Below are 21,721 nucleotides of genomic sequence, written 5' to 3'. Positions count from 1 at the left end.
CGGTGAGTGGCCACGAAGAAACCCGCTACGAAGCCCGCCTCAACCACAGCGCGGTCACCCGCTTTCTCCATTCGGTCCGCTACAAGAACCTGCTCGGCGTCGTCGCAGCGCTATCGGGTTTCCGCGGCGGCAAGCCGATCCGAATCCTCGACATCGGCTGCGGCAGCGCGCGCGCCTTCGGCCTGCTCAATCCCCGGTTCGCCATCGACTATGTCGGTGTCGAAATGCGTCAGAAGCTATGCGCAGTCGCCCGCGACCGTTTCGGCGACCGCCCCAATTTTCGGGCCGTGCGGAACATCATCGGCAACCGGCTCGACCTGATCGACCAGGTCGACCTGGTCATCGCGCTCGAAACCCTCGAACATATTCCCGCAGACCAGGTCGCGGTGCTGGTCGAGCATATCGGTCGCGCCGAGATCGACGGATTCTATTGCACCGTGCCGAACGAGATTGGTCCCGCCATCGCGGTCAAGAACCTGGGGTCGGCGATGATCGGATATCGGCGGCACCGCGAATATAGCTGGCAGGACACTTTCCACTCGGCGACCTACCGCCTCGACAAGGTCGCGCCGCACCGGACCGGACACAAGGGCTTCGACTGGCGCGCGCTGCAACGGGTGATCGCGGCGCATCTCGACATCCAGGCGGTGCACCGTTCGCCCTATGGCTGGGTCCCCCGCGCGGTATCGCCCAGCATCGGTTTTTATTGCACCCCGCAGCCGCGGCTCAATAGCCCATCAGGCTGAGCACTTCCTTGCGGCTGCGTTCATCCTCAAGGAAGCAGCCGAGCAGCCGGCTGGTCACCATGCCGACGCCCGGGGTGCGCACGCCGCGTCCGGTCATGCAGCCATGCTGGGCGTCGATGACGACCGCGACGCCATGCGGCTGGAGATTGTCCCAGATGCATTTCGCGACCTCGGCGGTCAGCCGCTCCTGCACCTGCAGGCGGCGCGCGTAACCGTTGAGCACGCGCGCCAGTTTCGAGATGCCGACGACGCGGTCCTTGGGCAGATAGGCGATCGACGCCTTGCCGGTGATCGGCGCCATATGATGTTCGCAGTGCGACTGGAACGGGATGTCGCGCAGCAGGACGATCTCGTCGTACCCGCCGACCTCTTCGAAGGTGCGCGACAGGTGGATCGCCGGGTCCTCGGCATAGCCCTGGCAATATTCGAGCCAGGCGCGCGCGACCCGTTTCGGCGTGTCGAGCAGGCCCTCGCGCGACACGTCGTCGCCGGCCCATGTGATCAGTGTGCGGACCGCATCGAGGACCGCGTCGGGCACCACCGGCCTGCCGTCCGGTCCCACTTCCACCTTCGTCATCCGCCCGCCTTCACTGTTGCTATCATGTCGCACATTTCGGGACGAAAGCGCCGCGAAGCAAGCCCCGCGCGACAATAATTTGCTCCAGCGGGCAAAGCTTACGTTGCGGAATCGGAGCTTTTTTCTCGTCTCGCGTAATAATATTCCAGCAGGTGAATCTGGTTCAACAAGTCACTTGACGCTTTCGTCAACTGGGCGCAGTTTTATGAGGTTACAGAGCCTGCTCAAGCAGGCCGTGATCGGAGAGCCGGCGTTATTCCCCGAGCGCCGGGGGGAGAGGACGATGCCCAGCACGGCTGGCTACAATATATCGCGCACGCGCTCGCGCTGGACCGATGAGGTTCGGCGCTCGTAGTCACACGTCTGGACACATCCCCTCCCAATTGAGTGATGCAATTGGGCGATCCGCGACGCGGATCGAAAAAGGGAGGCTATATATGAAGTTCAAGGCACTGATCGGCACCTCGATCCTTGCGATATCGGTGGCGAGCCCGGCGTTCGCGCAGAACGCGGCGGACGAGACCGAACGCGACGCATTCGGCGGCGAAATCGTCGTGACCGCGCAGCGCCAGTCCGAACGCCTGCAGGATGTTCCCATCGCGGTCAGCGCCTTTTCGACCGAAGCGCTCGAGGCGCAGCAGATCAAGACGCCATCGGATCTTCAGCTGACGCTGCCCAACGTCACCTTCACCAAGACCAACTTCACCGGCGCGAGCTTTACCATCCGCGGCATCGGCGACCTTTGCGTCGGCACGACCTGCGACAGCGCGACCGCGATCCACCTGAACGGCGACCCGCTCTTCTCGACGCGCCTGTTCGAAACCGAATTCTTCGACCTCGAGCGCATCGAAGTGCTGCGCGGGCCGCAAGGCACGCTGTTCGGCCGCAACGCGACCTCGGGCGTGGTCAACGTCATCACCGCCAAGCCGAAGCTCGGCGCGTTCGAAGCCGCCGCCGAAGCCGAGTACGGCAATTATGATTCGATGAAGGGCAAGGCGATGGTGAATATTCCCATCGGCGACACCCTGGCCCTGCGCGTCGCGGGCATCTACCTCAATCGCGACGGCTATACCAAGAACACGTTCCTCAATACCCGCATCGACGACCGCGACCTGTATTCGGTGCGCGGTTCGATCCGCTGGGAGCCGACGCCCGACACGACCGTCGATTTCCTCGCCTCCTACTTCCACGAACGCGACAATCGCACCCGCATCCAGAAACAGCAGTGCCAGCGCGACCCGACCGGCATCCTCGGCTGTCTGAACACCCGTCGCGACAATTCGCCGTTCAACGGCAATGCGACCTTCACCGCCGCGCTGACGTCGAAGGAATTCCTCGCGACCCAGGGCATTCCTACCGCCTTCGCGCTCGGCAGCCTCTATGGCCCCGACGTCTATGCCAATACGACGATCCCCAGCGATCCGCGCACGGTGAACACCGCCTTCACGCCGCAATATTTCACCAGCGAACTGACGCTGCAGGGCGAGATCGAGCATAATTTCGGGCCGGTCTCGCTGCAGGTTTCGGGCCAGTACCAAAAGGTCAAGCTCGACTCGATGCAGGATTACAACAGCAATATCGGCAACCGTGCGCTGTATGCGGGCGGTCTGAACACGCTGGCCTTCTTTGCCGCGAACGGCATCCCCACCGGCCTGCCGGCGCCCGCGCCGGCCTTCGTGCCCGGATCGGCCGCCTATTTCGCGCCGGTCGCCGCCGCGATCATTCCGCAGGGTCCGAACGGCCCGCTCTGCACCTCGCTGCCCGAGGAAACCGGCTTCGGCTCGTTCGGCGGCAACAAGATCTGCGACGCGACGTCGCTGCAGTTCGACCGGTCGAACCAGTATAACAGCAGCTGGTCGACGGAAGCCATTCTCAGCAGCGATCTCGACGGGCCGTTCAACTTCCTCGTCGGCGGCATCTATGCCGATTATCACCTGACCGAGAACAGCTATTATGTGAACGCCTTCCCGATCGACTATCTGACCGGCGTTCTCGGCGCGTTCAACTCGTTCGCCAACGGCCTGCCGCCGTCGTTCCTCGCGACCCCGTTCTTCCGCAACAACACCGACGATTTGAAGATCAAATCCTATGGCATCTTCGGCGAGGCCTATTTCGAGTTCAACGACCGGCTGAAACTGACCGCGGGCCTGCGCTACAACAACGACAAGAAAAGCGTGCTCGCGCGGTCGACCCTCGCCAGCTTCCTGACGCCGTTCAGCCAGACCGGCGACGTGTTCGGTTCGCCCTTCGTCGGCTCGTTCGACGCCGATCCGGGCACGCCGGGCAACCAGCTGATCCAGGCGCGCAGCGTGAAGTTCAACAAGCTGACCGGACGCGCGGTCCTCGACTTCAAGATCACCGAGGACAATCTGATCTACGCCTCCTATTCGCGCGGCTATAAGTCGGGGGGCATCAACCCGCCGCTGCAGCCGATCTTCCAGGTGCCCGAGAACTTCAAGCCCGAACAGGTCGATGCGTTCGAAATCGGTTCGAAGAACACGTTCGGCGACGGCGCATTGCAGCTGAACCTCACCGGCTTCTACTACAAGTACAAGGACCTGCAGCTCAGCAAGATCGTCGCCCGCACTGCGGTCAACGACAATATCAATGCCAATATCTGGGGTTTTGAGGCCGAAGCCATCGTCCGCCCCGATCCGAACCTCGTGATCAACCTCGGTTTCAGCTATCTGAACACCAAGGTCGTCGGCGACGAATATAGCAGCAATCCGCGTGACTTCGGTGGCGGCCGCAAGGATGCGGTGATCATCAAGGACATCACCAACGCCGCGAACTGCGCGGTGGCGTCGGCGTCGGGCAGCGTGGCCGGGGTCAACGGCTATGTGAATCAGGTCAATACGCTGATCAACCAGGGCGCTATTCCGGGTCTCAAGCCGGGCGCCGGCTTGCAAGGGACCACGCCCTTCCCGTCGGATGGCGGCATCGCATCGACGGGCGCCTATAGCGTTTGCGCCGTAATCATGGCACTTGCTCCGACGCTTGGTCAGGCCTTTGGCGGTATCGAGACCTCGGCCACGCTCAATGGCGAGCTCTTCCAGTATACGGCCGGCATTCCCGTCAATCTGAAGGGCAACGAGCTGCCGCAGGCGCCGAATTACAAATTCTCGGCGGGCGTCCAGTACAGCATCAACTTCGCTAACGACATGTCGCTCGTCCCGCGCGTCGACCTCGCCTACACCGGCGACAGCTATGGCAGCATCTTCAACGGCAATGTGAACAAGATCAAAGGCTATGCCCAGGTCAACGCCCAGATGCAGCTGAACGGCACCGACGACAAATGGTATGTGAAAGGGTTCATCCAGAACCTGTTCAACTCGTCGAGCGTCACCGGCCTGTACATCACCGACCAGTCGTCGGGTAACTACACCAACATCTTCACCCTCGAACCGCGCCGCTACGGCATCGCGGCGGGCGTGAAGTTCTAAAGCTCGACGGCGGCAACGCCCAAAAGAAAACCCGGCCTCTCGGCGGAGAGGCCGGGTTTTTCTATACCCGAAATCCGGGGACCCGATAGCGGGGGCAGGCGCGCCGCCCCTCGCTATCCCGATCCTCAGAATTTGAAGCGAACGACACCGCCATAGGTGCGCGGCTGGTTCGGATAGCCCGAAACGCTGCCCGACTGCGCAACCGCGGGGAAGATCGTCGTCAGATAGGTCGCGTTGGTGAGGTTGCGGCCCCACACGCCGACTTCGACACCATTGGTCAGCGCGACGGTGAACGACGCGTTGAGCTGGTTGACTTCGCGCTTCAGATTCTGCGCGACGCTGGCCGGGAAACCGGTCAGGCCCTCGACGATCTGCACCGGGCTCTCATAATGATAGTCGACGTGCAGGATCGCGCGCGTACCGCCCGCGAATTCATGCGTGTAGGTACCGCCAGCCGACACCGTCAGCGCCGGGATGCCCGCGGGCGTGCTGCCCGAGATATCGCCGAACGCCGAATTGATGAAGCTGTCGTACTTCGGGTCGAGATAGGTGAGCGCCATCGTCAGGTTCAGGCCCTCGACCGGGCGGACCGAGCCGTCGAACTCGACGCCGAAGGTCGACTGCTTGCCCGCATTGGCGAGCGCGAAGCCGGTCCCGGTGAAGATGTTCGACTGGAAGCCCTTGATCGACTGCTTGAACACCGCGAGGTTCAGCGACGCGACCGACCAGTTGGCCTTGAGGCCCGCTTCATAAACGGTCGATTCTTCCGGCGCCGCGAAACGCGAACCCGAGGTGAGGTTCACCGTGCCCAGACCGCCGCTGATGATCGCCGGCAGGTCGCTGGCGAGCGGGCGGCTGTCGCGCGACAGATTGACCGAGCTCGCCTTGAAGCCCGTCGCATAGGTCGCATAGAGGTTGACCGTGTCGGTCAGCTCGTACGACGCGCGGACGCTGTACGAGAAGTCACCGTCGTTCGTCTTGCCGGGTTCGACCGCGTTCGGAAGGTTGAGGAACGGAGGCAGGAATTGCAGCGGGGTCAGGGCCAGAAGCGGGTTGCCCACCGTGAGCGGATTGTTGTCGGCAGCCGCCTGAGCCGTCGTCAAGCCTGCGTTCAGTGCGCCAAATTGATTGGCGCCCGCAACGATCTGACCAAAGCCTGCCGGCTGTGCTTGGGCAAAGGCCTGAATCTGCGCCTGGCTGGCGAGCGTGCCGGCGGGAAGGCCCAGGAACGTGCCAACCTGCGTCGCGATGGCTTGCTGCGCCAGAGCGCGCCCGCCGGTCCCGGTCAGGTCGATCCCCGAAAAGACGTCGCTGCTGACGACATTGGTCGAGAAACGTTTGCGGTCCTTGGTATAGTTTCCGCCGAGCGTGAGGGTCAGGCGATCCGAGACCTCGAAATCGACCGTGCCGAAGATCGAAAACGCCTCGTTCTTCATCTTGTAGGCTTCGTCGAGACCGTCACCGGCGCGGAAGAACTGACCGCTGTAATTGGTACCGTTCGCGCTGCTCATCACCGCCTCGAGCTGTGCCACGTTGAACGCACCGCCGCTCGCCTGCTGGATCAGGGCGCTGGCATAGGGACGGAAGTCGTTTCCGAACTTGATCGCGCTCTGCTGGTCGATCTTCTCGTTGAAATAATAGCCGCCGAGCAGGAAGTTGAGCGGGCCGTCGAAATCGGACGTCACGCGGAATTCCTGCGTGAAGGTGTCGATGTCGACATAATCGCTCTTCTCACCGATCAGGTCGGCGCCGGTGAAGTCCGAATCCTGATTGGTGTCGGCACGAACCTGACGATAGGCGGTGATCGAGGTCAGCGCGAGATTGCCGAGATCGTAATCGATCTGCGCCGAACCGCCGTAGTTCTTGATTTTGTTCGACGACAGGAAGTTGTTGTACACATTGTACGAGAAGGGATTGTTCGCATCGACGCTGGCGCCGCCCGCCAGCGCGTTGGTGATCGCGACGGTCGGGCCGGCGATGACGTTGCCGGCGATGCAGCAATTTTCGTCGATCTTGTCATAGTCGCCGATCAGGCGGATCGACAGCGCGTCGGTCGGTTCGAACAACAGCTGGCCGCGCACGCCATAACGGTTGCGGTCGTTGACGTCGGTGCCGAGCTTCAGGTCCTGGGCATAGCCGTCGCGGCGGTTGTAGTTGCCGCCGATCGAGAAGGCGATCGTGTCGCTGATCGGGCCGGTGACATTGCCCTTCACGGTGATGGCGTCGTAATTGCCATAGGTGGCTTCGGCGCTGCCGCCGAACTTGAACTGCGGCTTTTGCGTCACGATGCTGATCACGCCTGCCGAGGCGTTCTTGCCGAACAGCGTCGACTGCGGACCGCGCAGCACTTCGATGCGCTCGACGGCGGGAAGGTCGCCGATCTGCGCGGCCGAGCGCGAGCGATAGACGCCGTCGATGAAGACGCCGACCGACGGTTCGATCCCGGCATTGTTCGCGCCGTTGCCGAAACCGCGGATGATGAAGTTGGTGTTCGCGCTCGACTGGAGCTGCGACACGCGCAGGCTCGGCACCGCCGACTGCAGGTCGATGAGGTCGCGGATCTGCGAACGCTCGAGGTCGGCGGCCGAGGTCACCGAAACGGCGACGGGCGTGTCCTGCAGCGTCTGCGACCGCTTGGTCGCGGTGACGATGATCTCGTTGCCATAATCGACGGTTTCGGTCGTCGTGTCGGCGGCCGGGGCGGCGTCCTGGGCAAAGGCGAAGGCAGGGGTGGTTGCGGCGCACAGCATGGTGGCGCCCAACAAGATGTTGCGCAAGGTCATGAGGTTTCTCTCTCCAACCCGCCGGAACGCGGCCCGGGGGCCAAAGGAGGGGATGCTCCAGCAGGAACTGGCGGCTCTAGCCGCCCGGTTCGCCGCGTCAACGGGGCGGCGTTATCACATGACTGATTTTCCGGGGTTAAGTGACCAAAAAGCAACAGTTTGCACTGCACCATGACGAGTCAAGTCACGCCATGGCATCGCCGCAATAGGCCATGTCTTAACCTTGCCCCTTTAGGGTGACGCTACTGCGAGCGAGGAGATCATGATGCAAGCAACACATAGGAGCATGACCCCCGGGATCGCCGCGGCGGCCGCGCTGGCGATCGCGGCATCCGCTGCCGCGCAACCCGCGGCGCCCGACGTTCCGATCGCCCTCGTGAACGGATTCCACAGCGGCGGCCATATCGAAGACTATGTCGCGCGGGTGGTCGGCGAGCTTCGCCAGGCGGATCGGGCCGGCGACGGCCTCGACCAGGGCGACATCGACTTTGCCATGGCCCGGCGCGCGGCGGTCCAGCGCGCCGGGCCGATCCAGCGAATCCTGCCGATGGACCTCGACGGCGACCTCCGCATCACCCGCCACGAAATCGGGACGAGCACGAGCGCCGATTCCGGCACGCCCGACGATCAAACGACGCGCGATCGCCGCATCGAGCATCATCTCCAGCAATATGACATCGACGGCGATGGCGTCATTACCCTTCCCGAAGCCGCCGCGACCGCGCGCCAGCAGGCATGGGACTATCGGCTCGTCGCGCTGCTCGCGACCGATCCCGACGGCGACGGCCGGCTGACCGCCGCCGAACTGACCGTTTTGGCGGAAAAGGCCTTCCGCGCCGTCGATGCCGATGGCGACGGCACCACATCGGAGCCGGAACTTGCGGCGATCCGGGGCCGGATACGCGAAAGCCAGATGACCTGGCAGGCCGAAATCTGCCCATTACCAGCCGTGCCCGCCGCTGCGAGGCTGATCGCCTATGGCGGCTATGAGAGCCGGACGATCTCGCCCGTCCAGATCGAGAGCAACGACAAGCGGGAAAAGACGCGGCTGGTCGAGGTGACGATCGAGCCGGGCGGGCAACCGCTCTATCTGGTGCTGACATCCTATGAAACGACGCTCTGGCGCCTCACCGGCGCGACCGACCGGGTGAGCCATGTCGTGGCCTCCTCCTACCGCGCCGGGCGCGGATCCATATCGGCGGCGGGCGTCACCGGGGTGCCGGCGAGGAAAGTCACGATCTCGAAGGCGGGATGCCCCAATTATTTCAGCTCGACCACCGAAGAAGAGGCCGAGCGCGCCCGCGCATCGATCCGCTTTTCGCTGAAGCGCGATCCCGACGCGATGTTCGCCGACTATGCCGCCGACCGGATATCGCTACCCTCAGGCACGATCGCCGCGACGACGGACGAATGACCGCGAGACCGTCCGGTTGACGTCACAAGGATGGGGAAAGTGGTGCCCGGGGACGGATTCGAACCGCCGACACTGCGATTTTCAGTCGCATGCTCTACCAACTGAGCTACCCGGGCACGGGCCTCGCGAAGCCGACCGGCCCGCTGGCGAGCGGCGGCTATAGGCAGGGTCTCGCGTCCTGTCCAGCACCTTTGTTGTCGTGTTTCGACCGCTCATTCGTCGGTGAAATTATCCTCGTCGGCGGTGCCGTCGGCGGGCTGGTCGACGGGCACGCGATAGCCCTCGCCGAACCAGTTGAGCAGATCGCGGTCGCGGCAGCCGCGGCTGCAAAAAGGCTTGAATTCGTCGGCACGCGGCTGGCCGCATAGCGGACAGGCACGCGGTCTGGCGGCGGGTTTACTGGGCATGGCCCGATCCTTTGATGGCGGCATCGGCGATGAGTTCGACCGGGCGTCCGGTGCGTGTCTGCAGCATATGGGTCCACGCAGGGTGCGCCGCAATATGGTCGGCAACCGCCGGGCGCACGGCCAGGCGCAACACCCCCGTCCCCGCCGCGCGCTCTGCCTGCCGCAGCAGCAGCGCCGCGTCGGTCGCGACCGCATCGAACCGCACCTGCTCGATCAGCGACGGCCGCTCGCGGCGGCGGATGATCTGCAGCAAGCCGAACCCGTTCGTTGCGGTGCGTTCGAAAGGCTGTGGCAGGATTTCGTCGATGAGCGCGTCGACGGCCAGCCGTTCGGCGCGGGTGCGAAGTGACGGAAAGTCGATTCCGATCGACCCGCCGACATCGCAGCAACGGATGACATGCGCCGCCGCCGCTGCCCCCGCCTTCGCGAGCGCCAGGGCGTCACCTTCTCCGTCGATATCGATCAGCGTCATCGCCGGCGTCGTATCGACCCACAGCGCGCCACCGGCAAAGGGCCAATAGCCGGCGCGGACATGGTCGATCACCTCGGACCACCCGGCCTCTTCAAGGCGGTCGAGGTCTGTCGGGCGCAAGTCGACCACCGGAAATTCCGTCGCGGCGATGCGCGCGCGAAGATCGGGTCCCGCAACCGGCGAACTGCCCTCGGTCGCCAGCCGAACGCGGGCGGGCTTGTCGCGTCCGCGTTCGCGTAGCGCCATACGCGTGATTTCGACGATGAGCCTCGTACCGAGCGAGATGGGGGATGGCAGCGCCGCGATCGTCGCGACGGGTTGGCCCGGCACATCGAGCATGACCTTGCCCGATTCGACCAGCCGGGCGGAAACAATCGCTCCGACGAGGGGAGCTTCATCATCGCGTTCGATCCGGGCCTCGACGATTTCACCGTCCTCGACCAGCGCGGCGCGCGCCTCGCCGATCCCGGCTTCGTACAGCCACTCAGCCAAGCGGCACACCCGCGCTGCTCAGCAGGCCGCGCGTCTCGAACAGCGGCAGGCCGACGACGTTCGAATGGCTGCCCGACAGGAGGCGGACGAAGCTTTCGGCCCGGCCCTGGATCGCATAGCCGCCCGCCTTGCCCATCCCTTCCCCACATTCGACATACCAGTCGATCTCGGCGGCGCTCAGCACCTTGAAGGCGACGATGGTGTCGGCGACGCGGACGCGCGGCTTGCCGTCGGCGCCGACGACGCAGACGCCCGACCAGACATGGTGCCGCCGTCCCGACAGCAGGCCGAGCATGCGACGCAAATCGGCCTCGTCGACCGGCTTTTCGAGGATGCGGCGTCCGACCGCGACGGTGGTGTCGCCGGCGAGCACGACCTCGTTTGCGGCGCGGTCGACCGCAAGCGCCTTGCCCTCGGCGAGCCGCGCGACATAGGCGCGCGGCAGTTCGCCCTTCAGCGGCGTTTCATCGATTTCGGGGGCTGCGACGCGCGTCGGGGTCAGGCCGATGCGCGCGAGCAATTCGAGCCGGCGCGGCGACGTCGAGGCCAGCACCAGCGCAGGAGCATCCACCGCCCTGCTCACTTGAAGCGATAGGTGATCCGACCCTTGGTCAGGTCATAGGGGGTCAGTTCGACGAGAACCTCGTCGCCGACGAGCACGCGGATGCGATTCTTGCGCATCTTGCCGGCCGTGTGGCCGAGAATCTCGTGATCGTTTTCCAGTTTGACGCGAAACATCGCGTTGGGAAGCAGTTCGACCACCTGGCCGCGCATTTCCAGAAGTTCTTCTTTCGCCATCAATCCTCAAGGGTCTCGAACAAATTGGGATGCGCGCCCATAGCCGCAAAAGGCGGCGATGGAAAGCCATCTGTCAGTGGACAAGCCGCAGCTTCCGCGCGAGCCGCCAGCCAACGGTCTTGGCCCAGGCGTAGCTCGGCCAGCGCGGCGGCATCGCGGGGTCGAGCCCCATGCGGCGCAGCGCGGCGTTGGCCGCATGGGCCTCGGATTCGCGGTAGCTCCATTCGCTGCGCCAGGTGATCGACAGCGAGATCGAGGGTGCATCGCCATTGGCGACATAATGCGGCGCCATGACGGGCATCAGAACCGCGTCGCCGGGCGCGAGCGGCACGGCCGTCTGCCCACCCTCATAGCCCTCTTCCCACGGAAGGTTGCGGTGGCCGCCGGTGTGATAACGCTCATGCTCGCGGCGGTGCGCGAAGCGTTCGTCGCCGGCCGGCCAGACGTTCATCACCTTGGTCCCGCGCAGTTGCAGCAGGATATTATGCTCAGGGTCGAAGTGGAACGGGGTGATCGACCCCGGCGACGAGATGAAGATAAACCCCTGCGGCGTCAGCATCGCGCCGGTGCGCGGCTGCACCACGGGTTCGAGTTCGCCGAGCAGCGCCATCAGCAGCTCGCGATACGGCGCCTCGCTCTCGATATTCTTGAGCACCGCCCAGCTGCGGTTGCTGTCGATGGTGCGGATCGTCTCGCCGATCGACAGGCCGTTGGCGGGAATGTCTTCGGGCAATATGCCGATCGGCACGTCGCCCGGATTATATTCGACCTGCCCCGCGGGCAGGCCTTCGCCGAGCCGCGCCAGCGCCTCGAGCGACAAGAGCGGATGGTCGGGCAGCCGGTGGTGCAGCAATCCGGCCTGTTGCGGATAAAGCCGTTCCATCGTTTCGAGCGTCTCGGGCGGAAAGACGCGGCTATCGATCTTTTGGTGCGCGGTCATGGCTGGTCCTGGTCTTCGGGCGTTTCGGCGGGTGCGGCATCGGTCCGTTTCAGGCGCCGCCATGCCTTTTCGGCCTTGGTGAGCAGCGAAAAGCGCAGCCGGTCGCCGGCGCCGCTCAGCGGCACATTGATCCAGGCGAGCGCGCGGCGTTCGCGCCATACGCTGTCGATCATCGGATGGCCCGGCGCGGCGCAACTGTCGACCCAGTCGATGCGGTCGTCGGCGAGCAGGTCGAGGTTCGCCTGTTGCAGCAATACCCCGGGCGAAAAGCGCGCATAATCCTCATCGAACGCGGTCTTGAACGAAAAGCCGCCCGGCGGGCAGAGGAAGTTGACCAGCATCGCGAGCGGCCGGCCGTCGAGGTCGAGCGCACGCATGTCGAGCCGCCCGGCTTCCGCAGCCCCGGCGAGGATAGCGCGGAACCACGCCTCGGTCTCGCCATGGCTCGCGAGCGCCGATCCGGCACGCCCTTTCCAGCCGCGCGCTTCGAGGTCGAGGAAGGCATCGACCCATGGTTCGACCGGCTCGTCCGCCGACCAGCGGCGAAAGGCGACCGCGCCCTGTTCGGCCAGCCGGTTTGCCTGCCGCCGATGTTCCTTGCGCTTTTTCGCGCGCACCGCGCCGTCCCAATAATCCTCGGGCGACAGGGTGCTTTCGAGCAGCGCGCGCTCTTCGCGATGGACGATCTCAGCCTCGCCGCCGCGACCGCGAGCGATATCGACCAGCGCGCGGTGAAGCGGCCCGTCCTCGGTCAGTCGCGGCATATGGACCAGCGTCTTCGCCCAGCGCGCGGCGTCGCACCAGCCGAGCAGGATCGACCAGAAGAGGCTCTCGAACCCCGCGCGGACCAGCGGGGCGCCATGAAAATGATTGGGATGTGCCCAACCCGTGACATGGCGAAACGGCAGGCGGCCATAATGGCTGGCGGGCGCCAGCGGCATGACGCCGATCACCGGCCCTTCGGCGCCGTCGCGGACCATGACGAGCCGCGTCAGCCGCTCCGGATCGAGCAGGTGCAGCGCCGACTGCAGGCACCAGCGTTCGGCAAAGGGGTTCGGCTCGCTCGCCTCGGCCGCAACCGCGTCCCACGCGGCCGCAAGCGCCGGAGACAGCGCCAGCGGATCGACGACGCGCACCGTCAGCGGCGTAGCGCTGGCGGGCATCGGGGCGCCGTCGACCGGAAAGGCGGGGTGGACCGTCATTGCGGGCAGGCTAGCAGCGAGGGGTTAAGATGAGGTGGCTGCAAACATAAGCCCCTCCCGCTTGCGGGAGGGGTTTGGGGAGGGCATGTCGGATTGGGCTGCGCTTGAAAACATGCCCTCCCCCGGCCCCTCCCGCAGGCGGGAGGGGGGATTATATCCCGAACAATTTCGCCAGCGACTTTTCCAGCATGAAGAATTGCCAGATCAGCCGCCCGTGATCGCGCCGTCCGCTCTGGTGCGCGGCGACGACGCGCTCGATCTCGGCCATGTCGAACCACCCCGATCGCGCCAGCGTCGCCGAGGTCGCCAGCGCCTTCGCCTGTTCGACCAGCGGGCCGCGAAACCAGTGTGATACCGGGGTCACGAACCCCATCTTGGGCCGATAGAGGATGTCGTGCGGCAGGTAACGCTCCATCGCCTGCTTCATGATCGCCTTGCCGGTGCCGCCCTTCACCCGCATCGACGCGGGCAGGCTCGCAGCGAATTCCACAAGGCGATAGTCGAGCAACGGCTCGCGCGCTTCGAGGCTCACCGCCATGCTCATCCGGTCGGTCTTGGTCAATATGTCGCCGGGCAGCCAGATTTTCAGATCGGCATATTGCGCACGATCGAGCGGTTCGCGCGCCGGCGCGTCGGCCATCGCCTGCCAATAACGCACCTCGGCGACATGATCGCCAAGGGCGTTTTTTGCCGCATCGTTGAACAGCCGCGCGCGCTGGTCGGGGCCGGTCACCCCGACCGCCTCGGCATAGCCTTCGGCGCCGCTCTTCGACAGGCTGGCGAGCGTTGCGCGCGCGCGCAACGGGCGCGGCGCCCAGTCCATCTGCGGCCAGACCTTCGCCAGCGGCCCGAGCAAATTGCGGCGCAGCACCCCGGGGATCAGCCCGCGCAGCTTTTCCTCCTGATGCTGGAACACCAGCCGGCGATAGCCCGCGAACGCCTCGTCAGCGCCATCGCCCGACAGCGCGACGGTAACCTCTTCGCGCGCCAGTTCGCAAACACGATAGGTCGGCAGCGCACTAGCGTCGGCGAAAGGTTCGTCGAACATGTCCGCGATCCGGTCGACAAGGTCGAAGTCGCTCGCCGCGACGGTGCGTGTGCGGTGGTCGGTCGCGAAGCGCTCGGCGATCTGCTGGGCGTAGGCGGTCTCGTCGAGCGCCGCCTGGTCGAAGCCGATGGTGCAGGTCTTGACCGCCTTGCTGCTCGCCTCCGCCATCAAGGCCACGACCGCACTGCTGTCGACACCGCCCGACAGGAAAGCGCCGAGCGGCACGTCGGACACCATGCGGTCGGTCACCGCGGCACGCATCAGGTGCGTCAGATGCTCGGAGGCTTCGCCTTCACTGGCGCGGATGCGTTTCGAGAAATCGGGTGCCCACCAACAGGTCGGCGCGGGCACCGGCTTGCCGCGTTCGAGCAGCAGATAATGGCCGGCGGGCAGCTTCTGCACCCCCGCGACGATGCAATTGTCGTCGGGGACGTAACCGAATGCGAGGAAGTCCTCGATCGCGGTGATGTTCGCTTCCTGCCGGAGCAGTGGATGCCGCAACAGGCCTTTGAGCTCGGACGCAAAGGCGAGCGACCCGTCCGACAGCCGCGCATGGTGAAGCGGCTTCACCCCCAGCCGGTCGCGCGCGAGGAACAGGCAACCCCGCTGATGGTCGTGGAGCGCGAAGGCGAACATGCCGTTGAGCCGCGACAGGCATTCGACGCCCCATTGGCGCCAGGCCGCGATGATCACCTCGGTGTCGCCGCTGGTGCGGAAACGGTGGCCGCGCTCCTCGAGTTCGGCGCGCAGCTCGCGGAAATTATAGATTTCGCCGTTATAGGTCAGCGTCACCGCCTCGTCGTCGCTCGCCATCGGCTGCGGGCTGCCGGCGATGTCGATGATCGAGAGGCGGAGATGGCCGAGACCGACGCCCGGCGCGGTCCACACACCGGTGCCGTCGGGGCCGCGATGCGCCATCGGATGGAGCATCGCGCGCAGCCGCGCCGGATCGACCGGCTTTGCCGTGTCCAGATGATAAAGGCCCGCGATCCCACACATATTCGGCGAGGCTCTAGCGCAGTTTCAGCGCGCGGTCAGCCATCGCCTGCGCTCCGCCCGACGCGGAAACGAAATCGGTGATCGCAGATACCCCGCCCTGCCGCTGCTCGCTCGACACGATCAGCGACAGCGCGCGCGGGTCGCCGCCGAGCAGGCGCGCCTTGAGCCCCGCGAGCTTCGCGGCGCGCGGACTACCCGTTACAGCGCCATCGACGACGTAAAAGGTCACGGCATCGCGCAGCACCGGACCGGGATGGAGAAGCTTTTCGGTCTTGCCCCCGTCGATCGCGGGCACCGCCGCGCTCCACGCCCATTGGCTGTCGGGATCGATCGCGCCCTGCCCGAAGGCGACGACCTCGCGCCCCTCGTCCTGCCGTTCGTAGCCGCCTAGTCCGACCGCGACGCGGCGCCCCTTGCCATCGATGAAATGGCGGAGCCAGAGCTGGTCGGCACCATCGAAACGCGGCGCCCAGACGGTGCCTTCGCCGATCGTCTCGGTCCAGCCGGCGGGGACGGCGATCTCCATCTTGTCAGGCAGCGGCGCCGAGCGCGCACCGACGAGCGCCGCCCAACCGGCGAACAGCAGCGGCACCGCCAGCGCAGCGGGCAGCACGGCCTTCGCGGCGCCCGCAAAGCGCGGCGCGCCCTGAAGCCCCGACACATCGACCGCGACATCGTTCGCCGGCCGGTCGAACCAGCGGCGCGCGACGAGCATCACGATCAGGATGACGAGTCCGAAGAAGATCCACCCGTAAAAGATATGGTCGATCCCGCCAGCCGCCTCGATCCCCCAGATTTCGGCGGCGACCATCGTGCCCCAGGCGCGCAGCGCGTTGGCGAGGATCGTCGTCGCGAGCGCGCCGACGACAAAGACGATGCGCCGGGCCCAGCTTTTGAAACAGAGATGCGCGGCAAAGGTCGAGTAAGCGAACATCGCGATCAGGAAACTGATCCCCGAACATTCCTCGGCGACCTCGAAGAAACCGGCGCGGGTGGTGATGAACACCCCCTCCATATGCGCGTCGAGCCCGATCAGATGGAGCAGCACGATGCTGATATGTGCGGTGAGCGTCTGGAGCAAAGGCACCAACTCCTCGCCAAACGGCACGAGGAGCAGCGCGTAGGCGAGCGGGAAGAGCAGCCCGCGCACCAGCTTCTCGCCCAGCGTCGCCGCGACCGCGCCCTGCAGCATCAGCACCAGCCCGAGCTGGCGGAACAGCCCGACGCCCGCCGCTTCGCCGACGAGCCACACCAGCCCCCCACCCGCCATCCAGATCAGCGCCGGCCACCAAAAGACCGGGGTCAGCGGGCGCAGCAGCGCGGCGCGCTGCGACACCAGCCAGCCGATCATCGGCACCATCAGCAGGCAGTGGGTGAAGGTCGAGCTGTGCCACCAGATGCCCGCCATATCGGCGGCGTCCCGGTGAAAGAGCGCGAGGATCGCCGCCGACAGCCCGGTCAGCGCGGCCAGATGCGCTTGCCAGCGCGTCCAGCTTTTCGGACGAACGAGGTTCGCCGCCCCCGCGATCATGCCGCGAGCCCCAGCAATTGCCCGAGCGGCGCGAGGCGGGCATCCCAGCCGTAGCGCGCGACCATCCGTTTGCGGGCGGCTTGGCCCATCGCCCGCGCGCGATCGCGGTCGTCGAAAAGCCAACACACCGCGGCCGACATGGCATCAGCCCCGTCGGCAACGAGCAGATGATCGCCGGGCGTCGCATCGATGCCCTCGGCAGCGGCGGTACTCGCGACCACCGGCCGCGCCATCGCCATCGCCTCGAGCAGCTTGTTCTGGATGCCGCGCGCGAGCAGCAACGGCGCGACCACCGCATCGGCGGCGGCGAGCCAGGGACGCACGTCGGGCACCTCGCCGGTGACGGTCACGCCGGGCAGGCTGGCGAGCGCCTTGACCTCGTCGGTCGGCGCACGGCCGACGATCGCGAAGCGCGCCGCCGGATGGCACCGGCGGATCAGCGGCAATATGTCGGTCGCAAACCAGCGCACCGCATCGATATTCGGCCGATAGTCCATCTGGCCGGTGAACACCGCGAGCGGGCCTTCGCCCTGCCCGACCGGATCGTGCGGCAAGGACGGATCAAATGTGTCGGTGTCGATGCCATTCTCGACCGCGCGGACCCTGTCCTCATCAAGGCCGCTGCGACCGCGAAACAGGGCGGCTTCGGCGGTGCTGACGAACAGGCTGGCGTCGACACGGCCCGCGACTTCGGCCTCATAGGCGCCAAGCCGGTCGGCCTCGCGCGCATGGACCCAGTGCAGCGGCTGGCGCTTGTCCTGCGCCGCGTAGGTGGCGAATTTGGCCGAATCGACGTCGACGAAGTCCATCAGCACCGGGCCGGCGAAATCGGCGGGCAGATATTGCGCCATCTGGCCCGAGAAGGCGACGATATGGCTGATCTCGCCGTGGCGGATCAGGCCGCCGACGTGGCGCGCCAGCGCGGCGTTCCGGAACAATCGGTTCGAAACCGGTTCGCCGCGCAACACCGCCTGCGCCAGCGCGAGCGGGCGCGACACCTTGCGCACCTCGATGGCAAGGCTCGCGCAGAGCGGCGCCATCTTGCGACGCGCGACCTCGGCCTCGGCGTCATTGTCAGCGAGCGCGGCGACATGGACGGGCGCGAGCTTCGCCAGCGCCTCGAACATATGCCAACTGCGGATGCGGTCGCCGCGGTCGGGGGGCCAGGGCGCGCGGTGAACGAGGAACAGGATTTCGGCCATCAACCCAGTCCGCGCGCGATCAGCGGTCCGATGCGGTTGGCGGCCCAGAGCGGGAGTTTTTTCCACAGATCGACCTGCAGCCGGTATTTGGCGCTGGTCGGGTTGGTGTCGCGCGGGGTTTCGCCCTCGGCGAGCCAACGCGCATAGGTTAGTGCTTCGGGCTCGAAGCCCCAATTCTTCTTGTAGCTGTACGGCCCGGTGCCGAGTTTCGAGCGGCCAAAGTCGAAGCGGGCGCAGCCCTTCGAACGCGCATGGTTCATCAGCGCGAAGTACATCAGCTCATTGGCGCGCAAGCTCCGCGCCGAGACGAGCCCGCCACCCCAATAGGGCATCACCGTGCCGCGCCAATAGAGGCTGAGCACGCTCGCCACAACTTCACGATCGTTGCGCACATTGAGGATGTCGGCGTCGGGTCCGAAGGCGTCAAGAACGTGCGAAAACAAAGACTTGGGAAACACAGGCGTGCCAAGGTTGCGGACGCTGGTGGCGTAGACGCGGTAGTGGTCGGCGCGGTGGGCTTCGTCGGTGCCGACGGTGACCTTCAGATCGCTCCCAAGCGCCTTGCGGACCTCGGCGCGCTGCTTGCGCGGGATGGCGAGAAGTTCGGCCTCTTCGTCGCTGGCAAGGTCGCGCGCGAAGCCGGCGTAGACACCCTCCTCGGTAGGCCATCCCTCTGGCAACGAACCACCCCGCAATTCGATCGACGGGACCCCGAGCGAGCCCGCGAGGTCGATCGCGGCATCGGCAAGGACGGCGGCGATCTCCGGGCTGTCGGCGAGCAGGCCGCCGCCGACCGCGAAGCCGCTGGCGACGAGCGCCTGCCCGAACAGCGGCGAGCGGACATGGTGGAGCGGCAGGATGCCGACGATCTGCCCCGCCGCATCGCGCTGCGCGATCAGATGGTGCTTGTGCCCCGTCGCCCTCGTGATCGCCTCGCACCAGGCGCGCGTGTGAAAAGGCGTCGCGTCGGGGTGCGCGGCGACATAGGCGTCCCACGCCGCGTCGTCGGGCAGCGGCGCGGCAACCGGATGTGCGGGCGCGTTCATGCCGCCTGCTTCCACGGCACGGCGCGGCCCTGTTGCGCGGGCAGCAAAGCGTCGGCGCGCGTCCATTCGAAATCGTCGAGCAGCTTCCGCAGCTTGCCCGCCATGGCCGAGAGACCGCTGTAATGGCGTATTTTCGATTTGAGCGGCGCGTCGGCGACGCGCGGCTGGCCGGGGTCGATTTCCCATGGGTGGAAATAGAGGATCGCGGGATGCCCCTCGGCATTCATGCGCGCGATCGCCCAACGGGTGAAGCCATAGGGAAGCAGGCGCATGAAGCCGCCCCCCCCGGCAGCAAGCGTGCGCCCGGCGAAGCGCGCGGTGGTGACCGGCCATTCGACCAGATCGCTGTCCGCGACCGGGCGCCAGGCGTGGCGCGGGCTGGCGGGCCAGCCATAATGGTCGTGCACGACGGGCGCGACACTCGACGAATAGGCATAGCCCTGCTCGGCGAGGATCGGATGCGCCCAGGGGGTGCGCTGGTCGACCGAGAAACTCGGCGCACGATAGCCGCGCACGGGCACGCCGCCGAGATCCTCGAGGATCGCCTGCGTCTTCTTCAGGTCCGCCGCAAAAGCGTCGGGGGTCATCGCGAACACGCGCTGGTGGTCGTACCCATGGCTCGCGAGTTCGTGTCCCGCATCGACGATGCGTTTGATCAGCGCCGGATAGCGCTCGGCGACCCAGCCCAATGTGAAGAAGGTACCGCTGACCCCGGCCTCGGCGAAGAGTTGCAGCACCGCGTCGCAATTCGCCTCGACCCGGCATTCGAGCGCCGGCCAGTCGGCGCGGTCGATCACGCGCTCAAAGGCGCCGACCTGGAACCAGTCCTCGACATCGACCGACAGGCCATTCTGCATGATCCCTCACCTTCATCGATCCGGCAGCTAGCCGCGACCGGGACGCCGTCAGGCGGCCCAGGTCTGCGTCAGCGTCGGATCGGGCGCATTCGCCGGATCGCGTTCGACCCAATCGATCAACAAATCAAGCACACGGCGCAGCGCCACATCCTGCTCGGCGATCCGCGCCTCCAGCCCGGCGAGCTGGCGCTGGAGGGCGACCAGTTGCGCCTCGTCGACCAATGCGGCGGCCGGGGCGTCGGCCGACGCCTCGGCTTCGACCGGTTCGGGTGCGATCGCTTCGGGTTCGGCGAAGGCCGCGCTCGGTTCGGATGCTTCTGCTTCCCGCTCGACCGCGGCTTCGACAGGGTCGGGGGCAATGGCGAAACGCCGCGCTTCGGCAACGGGTTCGACTTCGGCGGCCGCCGCGGGCGCGAGGCCAAGCTGTTCGGCGACGAGCGAACGGGCTTCGACGAAGCTCGTCGCGGCGTGCGACGGCGGCAGGATGTCGACCTCTTCGAGCGCGGCGCGCATCGACAGGCGTTCGAGGCCCATGGCGGGGGCTTCTTCGTCCGGGGCGGCGAAGGGCGGCGGCGCCGCTTCGACGCTTTCGGCTTCGACGGCCGGTTCGGCGATAGCGGCGGCAGCCGGCCATTCGAGCGGCGCTTCGACCTCGGCGGCCGGGGCGGCAAAGGGCGCGGGTTCGGGTTCAGCTTCGGGTTCGACCGGCGCGACGACGGGGTCGGGTTCGACGAAGGCCTCGACAAGTTCGAACGGCGCTTCTTCGGGTTCGGCTTCCGCCACGGGCGCGGGTTCGGGCCACACCGGTTCGGGCTTCGGTGCCGGGGCCGCCATCGCCGCGAGCGACGCCACCGGCGCCGGTGCGAAGGCGGCGGGCGCGGGTGCAGGTGCGGCAAAAGCCGGTTCGACCGGGGCCGGCGGCACCAGCGTCTTCGCGTCGATGCCGCGATCGGCCTCGATCTCGGCGACGACGTCGCGCACATGCTGGGCGGTGATGCGATGCTGTTGCTCGACCGCGCCGAACAGCAACAGGCGGCTGACCAGCACGTTCAATTTGCGCGGCACGCCTTCGCTGTAATCGAAGATTTCCTCGAAGGCGTCGGGGCTGAAGCTGGGGTTGCCGGTCCAGCCGACCTTGCCGAGGCGGTGGAGAATATAGGGTTCGACCTCCTCGGGCTCCATCGGGTCCAGATGATGCGTCGCGATCACCCGCTGGCGCAGCTGTTCGAGCTGCGGCGAGTGAAACAGCGTCTGGCGGAATTCGGGCTGGCCGAGCAGGAATATCTGCAGCAGCGAATGACCGCCGAGCTGAAAGTTCGACAGCATGCGCAATTCTTCGAGCGCCGAGATCGCGAGATTCTGCCCCTCGTCGACGATCAGCAACGTGCGGCGGCCGGCGCGCGCCTGTTCGCGCAGATATTGTTCCATCGAGCGCAGCAGCTCGGCCTTGCTCTCGCCTTCCCAGTCGAGCCCGAATTGTTCGGCGACGAGGCGGAGCAGGTCGTCGCCCTCGACCTGCGTCGACACCAGCTTGACCGCGGTCAGGCGGTTGGGGTCGATCGTGTTCATCAGATGGCCGACGAGCGTCGTCTTGCCCGCGCCGACGTCGCCGGTGATCACGATGAAGCCCTCGCCCTGCGCCAGCCCATAGCCGAGATAGGACATCGCCTTGCGGTGGGTGCCACTCTCGAAATAGAAATTCGGGTCCGGCGTCAGCTGGAAAGGACGTCCCGTAAAGCCATAATATTGATCGTACATATTATC

16 protein-coding genes, 1 tRNA gene and 1 pseudogene are annotated in these 21,721 nt (G+C 66.0%); 3 read left to right on the top strand and 15 right to left on the bottom strand.

What is annotated here, in order from left to right; all coding sequences use genetic code 11:
* The first annotated feature begins 2 nt into the window (after nt 1–2).
* Complete coding sequence (locus tag AC3WS4_RS09730; protein ID WP_492739093.1) at nt 3–746, top strand: class I SAM-dependent methyltransferase; 744 nt, start codon at nt 3–5, stop codon at nt 744–746.
* Here AC3WS4_RS09730 and folE read toward each other — a convergent pair.
* The gene (gene folE, locus AC3WS4_RS09725) at nt 727–1,323 is read right to left on the bottom strand and encodes a GTP cyclohydrolase I FolE (RefSeq protein WP_056346841.1); all 597 of its coding nucleotides are present in this window, start codon (nt 1,321–1,323) and stop codon (nt 727–729) included. The two genes, AC3WS4_RS09730 and folE, sit on opposite strands and share 20 nt — an antisense overlap.
* Before the next feature lie 437 nt (nt 1,324–1,760).
* Between folE and AC3WS4_RS09720 the strand changes: the two genes are divergently transcribed.
* Nucleotides 1,761–4,766, top strand: a complete 3,006-nt coding sequence (locus AC3WS4_RS09720) for a TonB-dependent receptor (RefSeq protein ID WP_492739094.1) — start codon at nt 1,761–1,763, stop codon at nt 4,764–4,766.
* Nucleotides 4,767–4,891: 125 nt separating this feature from the next.
* Here AC3WS4_RS09720 and AC3WS4_RS09715 read toward each other — a convergent pair whose 3' ends face one another.
* Entirely contained in the window at nt 4,892–7,549 is a 2,658-nt protein-coding gene (locus tag AC3WS4_RS09715) for a TonB-dependent receptor (RefSeq protein ID WP_492739095.1), read from the bottom strand.
* A gap of 286 nt (nt 7,550–7,835) precedes the next feature.
* Between AC3WS4_RS09715 and AC3WS4_RS09710 the strand changes: the two genes are divergently transcribed.
* The gene (locus AC3WS4_RS09710) at nt 7,836–8,963 is read left to right on the top strand and encodes a hypothetical protein (RefSeq protein WP_492739096.1); all 1,128 of its coding nucleotides are present in this window, start codon (nt 7,836–7,838) and stop codon (nt 8,961–8,963) included.
* 40 nt (nt 8,964–9,003) lie between these two features.
* On the opposite strand, the gene AC3WS4_RS09705 is transcribed toward AC3WS4_RS09710, so the two are convergent.
* From AC3WS4_RS09705 to AC3WS4_RS09645, 13 genes and pseudogenes are all read right to left on the bottom strand, one after another.
* A tRNA-Phe gene (locus tag AC3WS4_RS09705) sits at nt 9,004–9,079 on the bottom strand.
* A gap of 96 nt (nt 9,080–9,175) precedes the next feature.
* Nucleotides 9,176–9,370 (bottom strand): DNA gyrase inhibitor YacG, encoded by a 195-nt coding sequence (locus AC3WS4_RS09700; protein ID WP_056346836.1) that lies wholly within the window; start codon nt 9,368–9,370, stop codon nt 9,176–9,178.
* Nucleotides 9,360–10,343, bottom strand: a complete 984-nt coding sequence (locus AC3WS4_RS09695) for a ribonuclease (RefSeq protein ID WP_492742757.1) — start codon at nt 10,341–10,343, stop codon at nt 9,360–9,362. Before AC3WS4_RS09695 ends, AC3WS4_RS09700 begins: the two co-directional genes overlap by 11 nt.
* Nucleotides 10,327–10,917 (bottom strand): Maf family protein, encoded by a 591-nt coding sequence (locus tag AC3WS4_RS09690; RefSeq protein WP_492742755.1) that lies wholly within the window; start codon nt 10,915–10,917, stop codon nt 10,327–10,329. The genes AC3WS4_RS09695 and AC3WS4_RS09690 overlap by 17 nt, the downstream gene beginning before the upstream one ends.
* Nucleotides 10,914–11,132: a translation initiation factor IF-1 gene (infA, locus tag AC3WS4_RS09685; protein WP_010162480.1), complete on the bottom strand. Its 219-nt coding sequence runs from the start codon at nt 11,130–11,132 to the stop codon at nt 10,914–10,916. The genes AC3WS4_RS09690 and infA overlap by 4 nt, the downstream gene beginning before the upstream one ends.
* A 73-nt stretch (nt 11,133–11,205) precedes the next feature.
* A complete protein-coding gene (locus tag AC3WS4_RS09680; RefSeq protein ID WP_492739099.1) occupies nt 11,206–12,072 on the bottom strand; it encodes a cupin-like domain-containing protein in 867 nt (288 codons plus the stop codon).
* A complete protein-coding gene (locus tag AC3WS4_RS09675; RefSeq protein ID WP_492739100.1) occupies nt 12,069–13,274 on the bottom strand; it encodes a GNAT family N-acetyltransferase in 1,206 nt (401 codons plus the stop codon). Before AC3WS4_RS09675 ends, AC3WS4_RS09680 begins: the two co-directional genes overlap by 4 nt.
* Nucleotides 13,275–13,425: 151 nt before the next feature.
* Nucleotides 13,426–15,321, bottom strand: coding sequence for an XrtA/PEP-CTERM system amidotransferase (locus AC3WS4_RS09670; RefSeq protein ID WP_492739101.1), 1,896 nt, complete (start codon nt 15,319–15,321; stop codon nt 13,426–13,428).
* 13 nt (nt 15,322–15,334) lie between these two features.
* Nucleotides 15,335–16,852: an exosortase A gene (xrtA, locus tag AC3WS4_RS09665; RefSeq protein WP_492739102.1), complete on the bottom strand. Its 1,518-nt coding sequence runs from the start codon at nt 16,850–16,852 to the stop codon at nt 15,335–15,337.
* On the bottom strand, nt 16,849–18,054 hold the full coding sequence (locus tag AC3WS4_RS09660; RefSeq protein WP_492739103.1) for a TIGR03087 family PEP-CTERM/XrtA system glycosyltransferase: 1,206 nt from the start codon (nt 18,052–18,054) through the stop codon (nt 16,849–16,851). Before AC3WS4_RS09660 ends, xrtA begins: the two co-directional genes overlap by 4 nt.
* Nucleotides 18,054–19,100: a FemAB family XrtA/PEP-CTERM system-associated protein gene (locus tag AC3WS4_RS09655; RefSeq protein ID WP_492739104.1), complete on the bottom strand. Its 1,047-nt coding sequence runs from the start codon at nt 19,098–19,100 to the stop codon at nt 18,054–18,056. Before AC3WS4_RS09655 ends, AC3WS4_RS09660 begins: the two co-directional genes overlap by 1 nt.
* Complete coding sequence (locus AC3WS4_RS09650; RefSeq protein WP_492739105.1) at nt 19,097–19,957, bottom strand: XrtA system polysaccharide deacetylase; 861 nt, start codon at nt 19,955–19,957, stop codon at nt 19,097–19,099. The genes AC3WS4_RS09655 and AC3WS4_RS09650 overlap by 4 nt, the downstream gene beginning before the upstream one ends.
* 795 nt (nt 19,958–20,752) lie before the next feature.
* Nucleotides 20,753–21,715 (bottom strand): annotated as a pseudogene (locus tag AC3WS4_RS09645) (XrtA/PEP-CTERM system-associated ATPase); the annotation flags it as partial.
* Nucleotides 21,716–21,721 lie beyond the last annotated feature (6 nt).

The sequence above is a fragment of the Sphingopyxis sp. EU05-FHT14B03 genome, assembly GCF_058790875.1.
The sequence above is the reverse complement of the archived record's forward strand: the minus strand, read 5'-3'. Positions and strand labels throughout refer to the sequence as shown.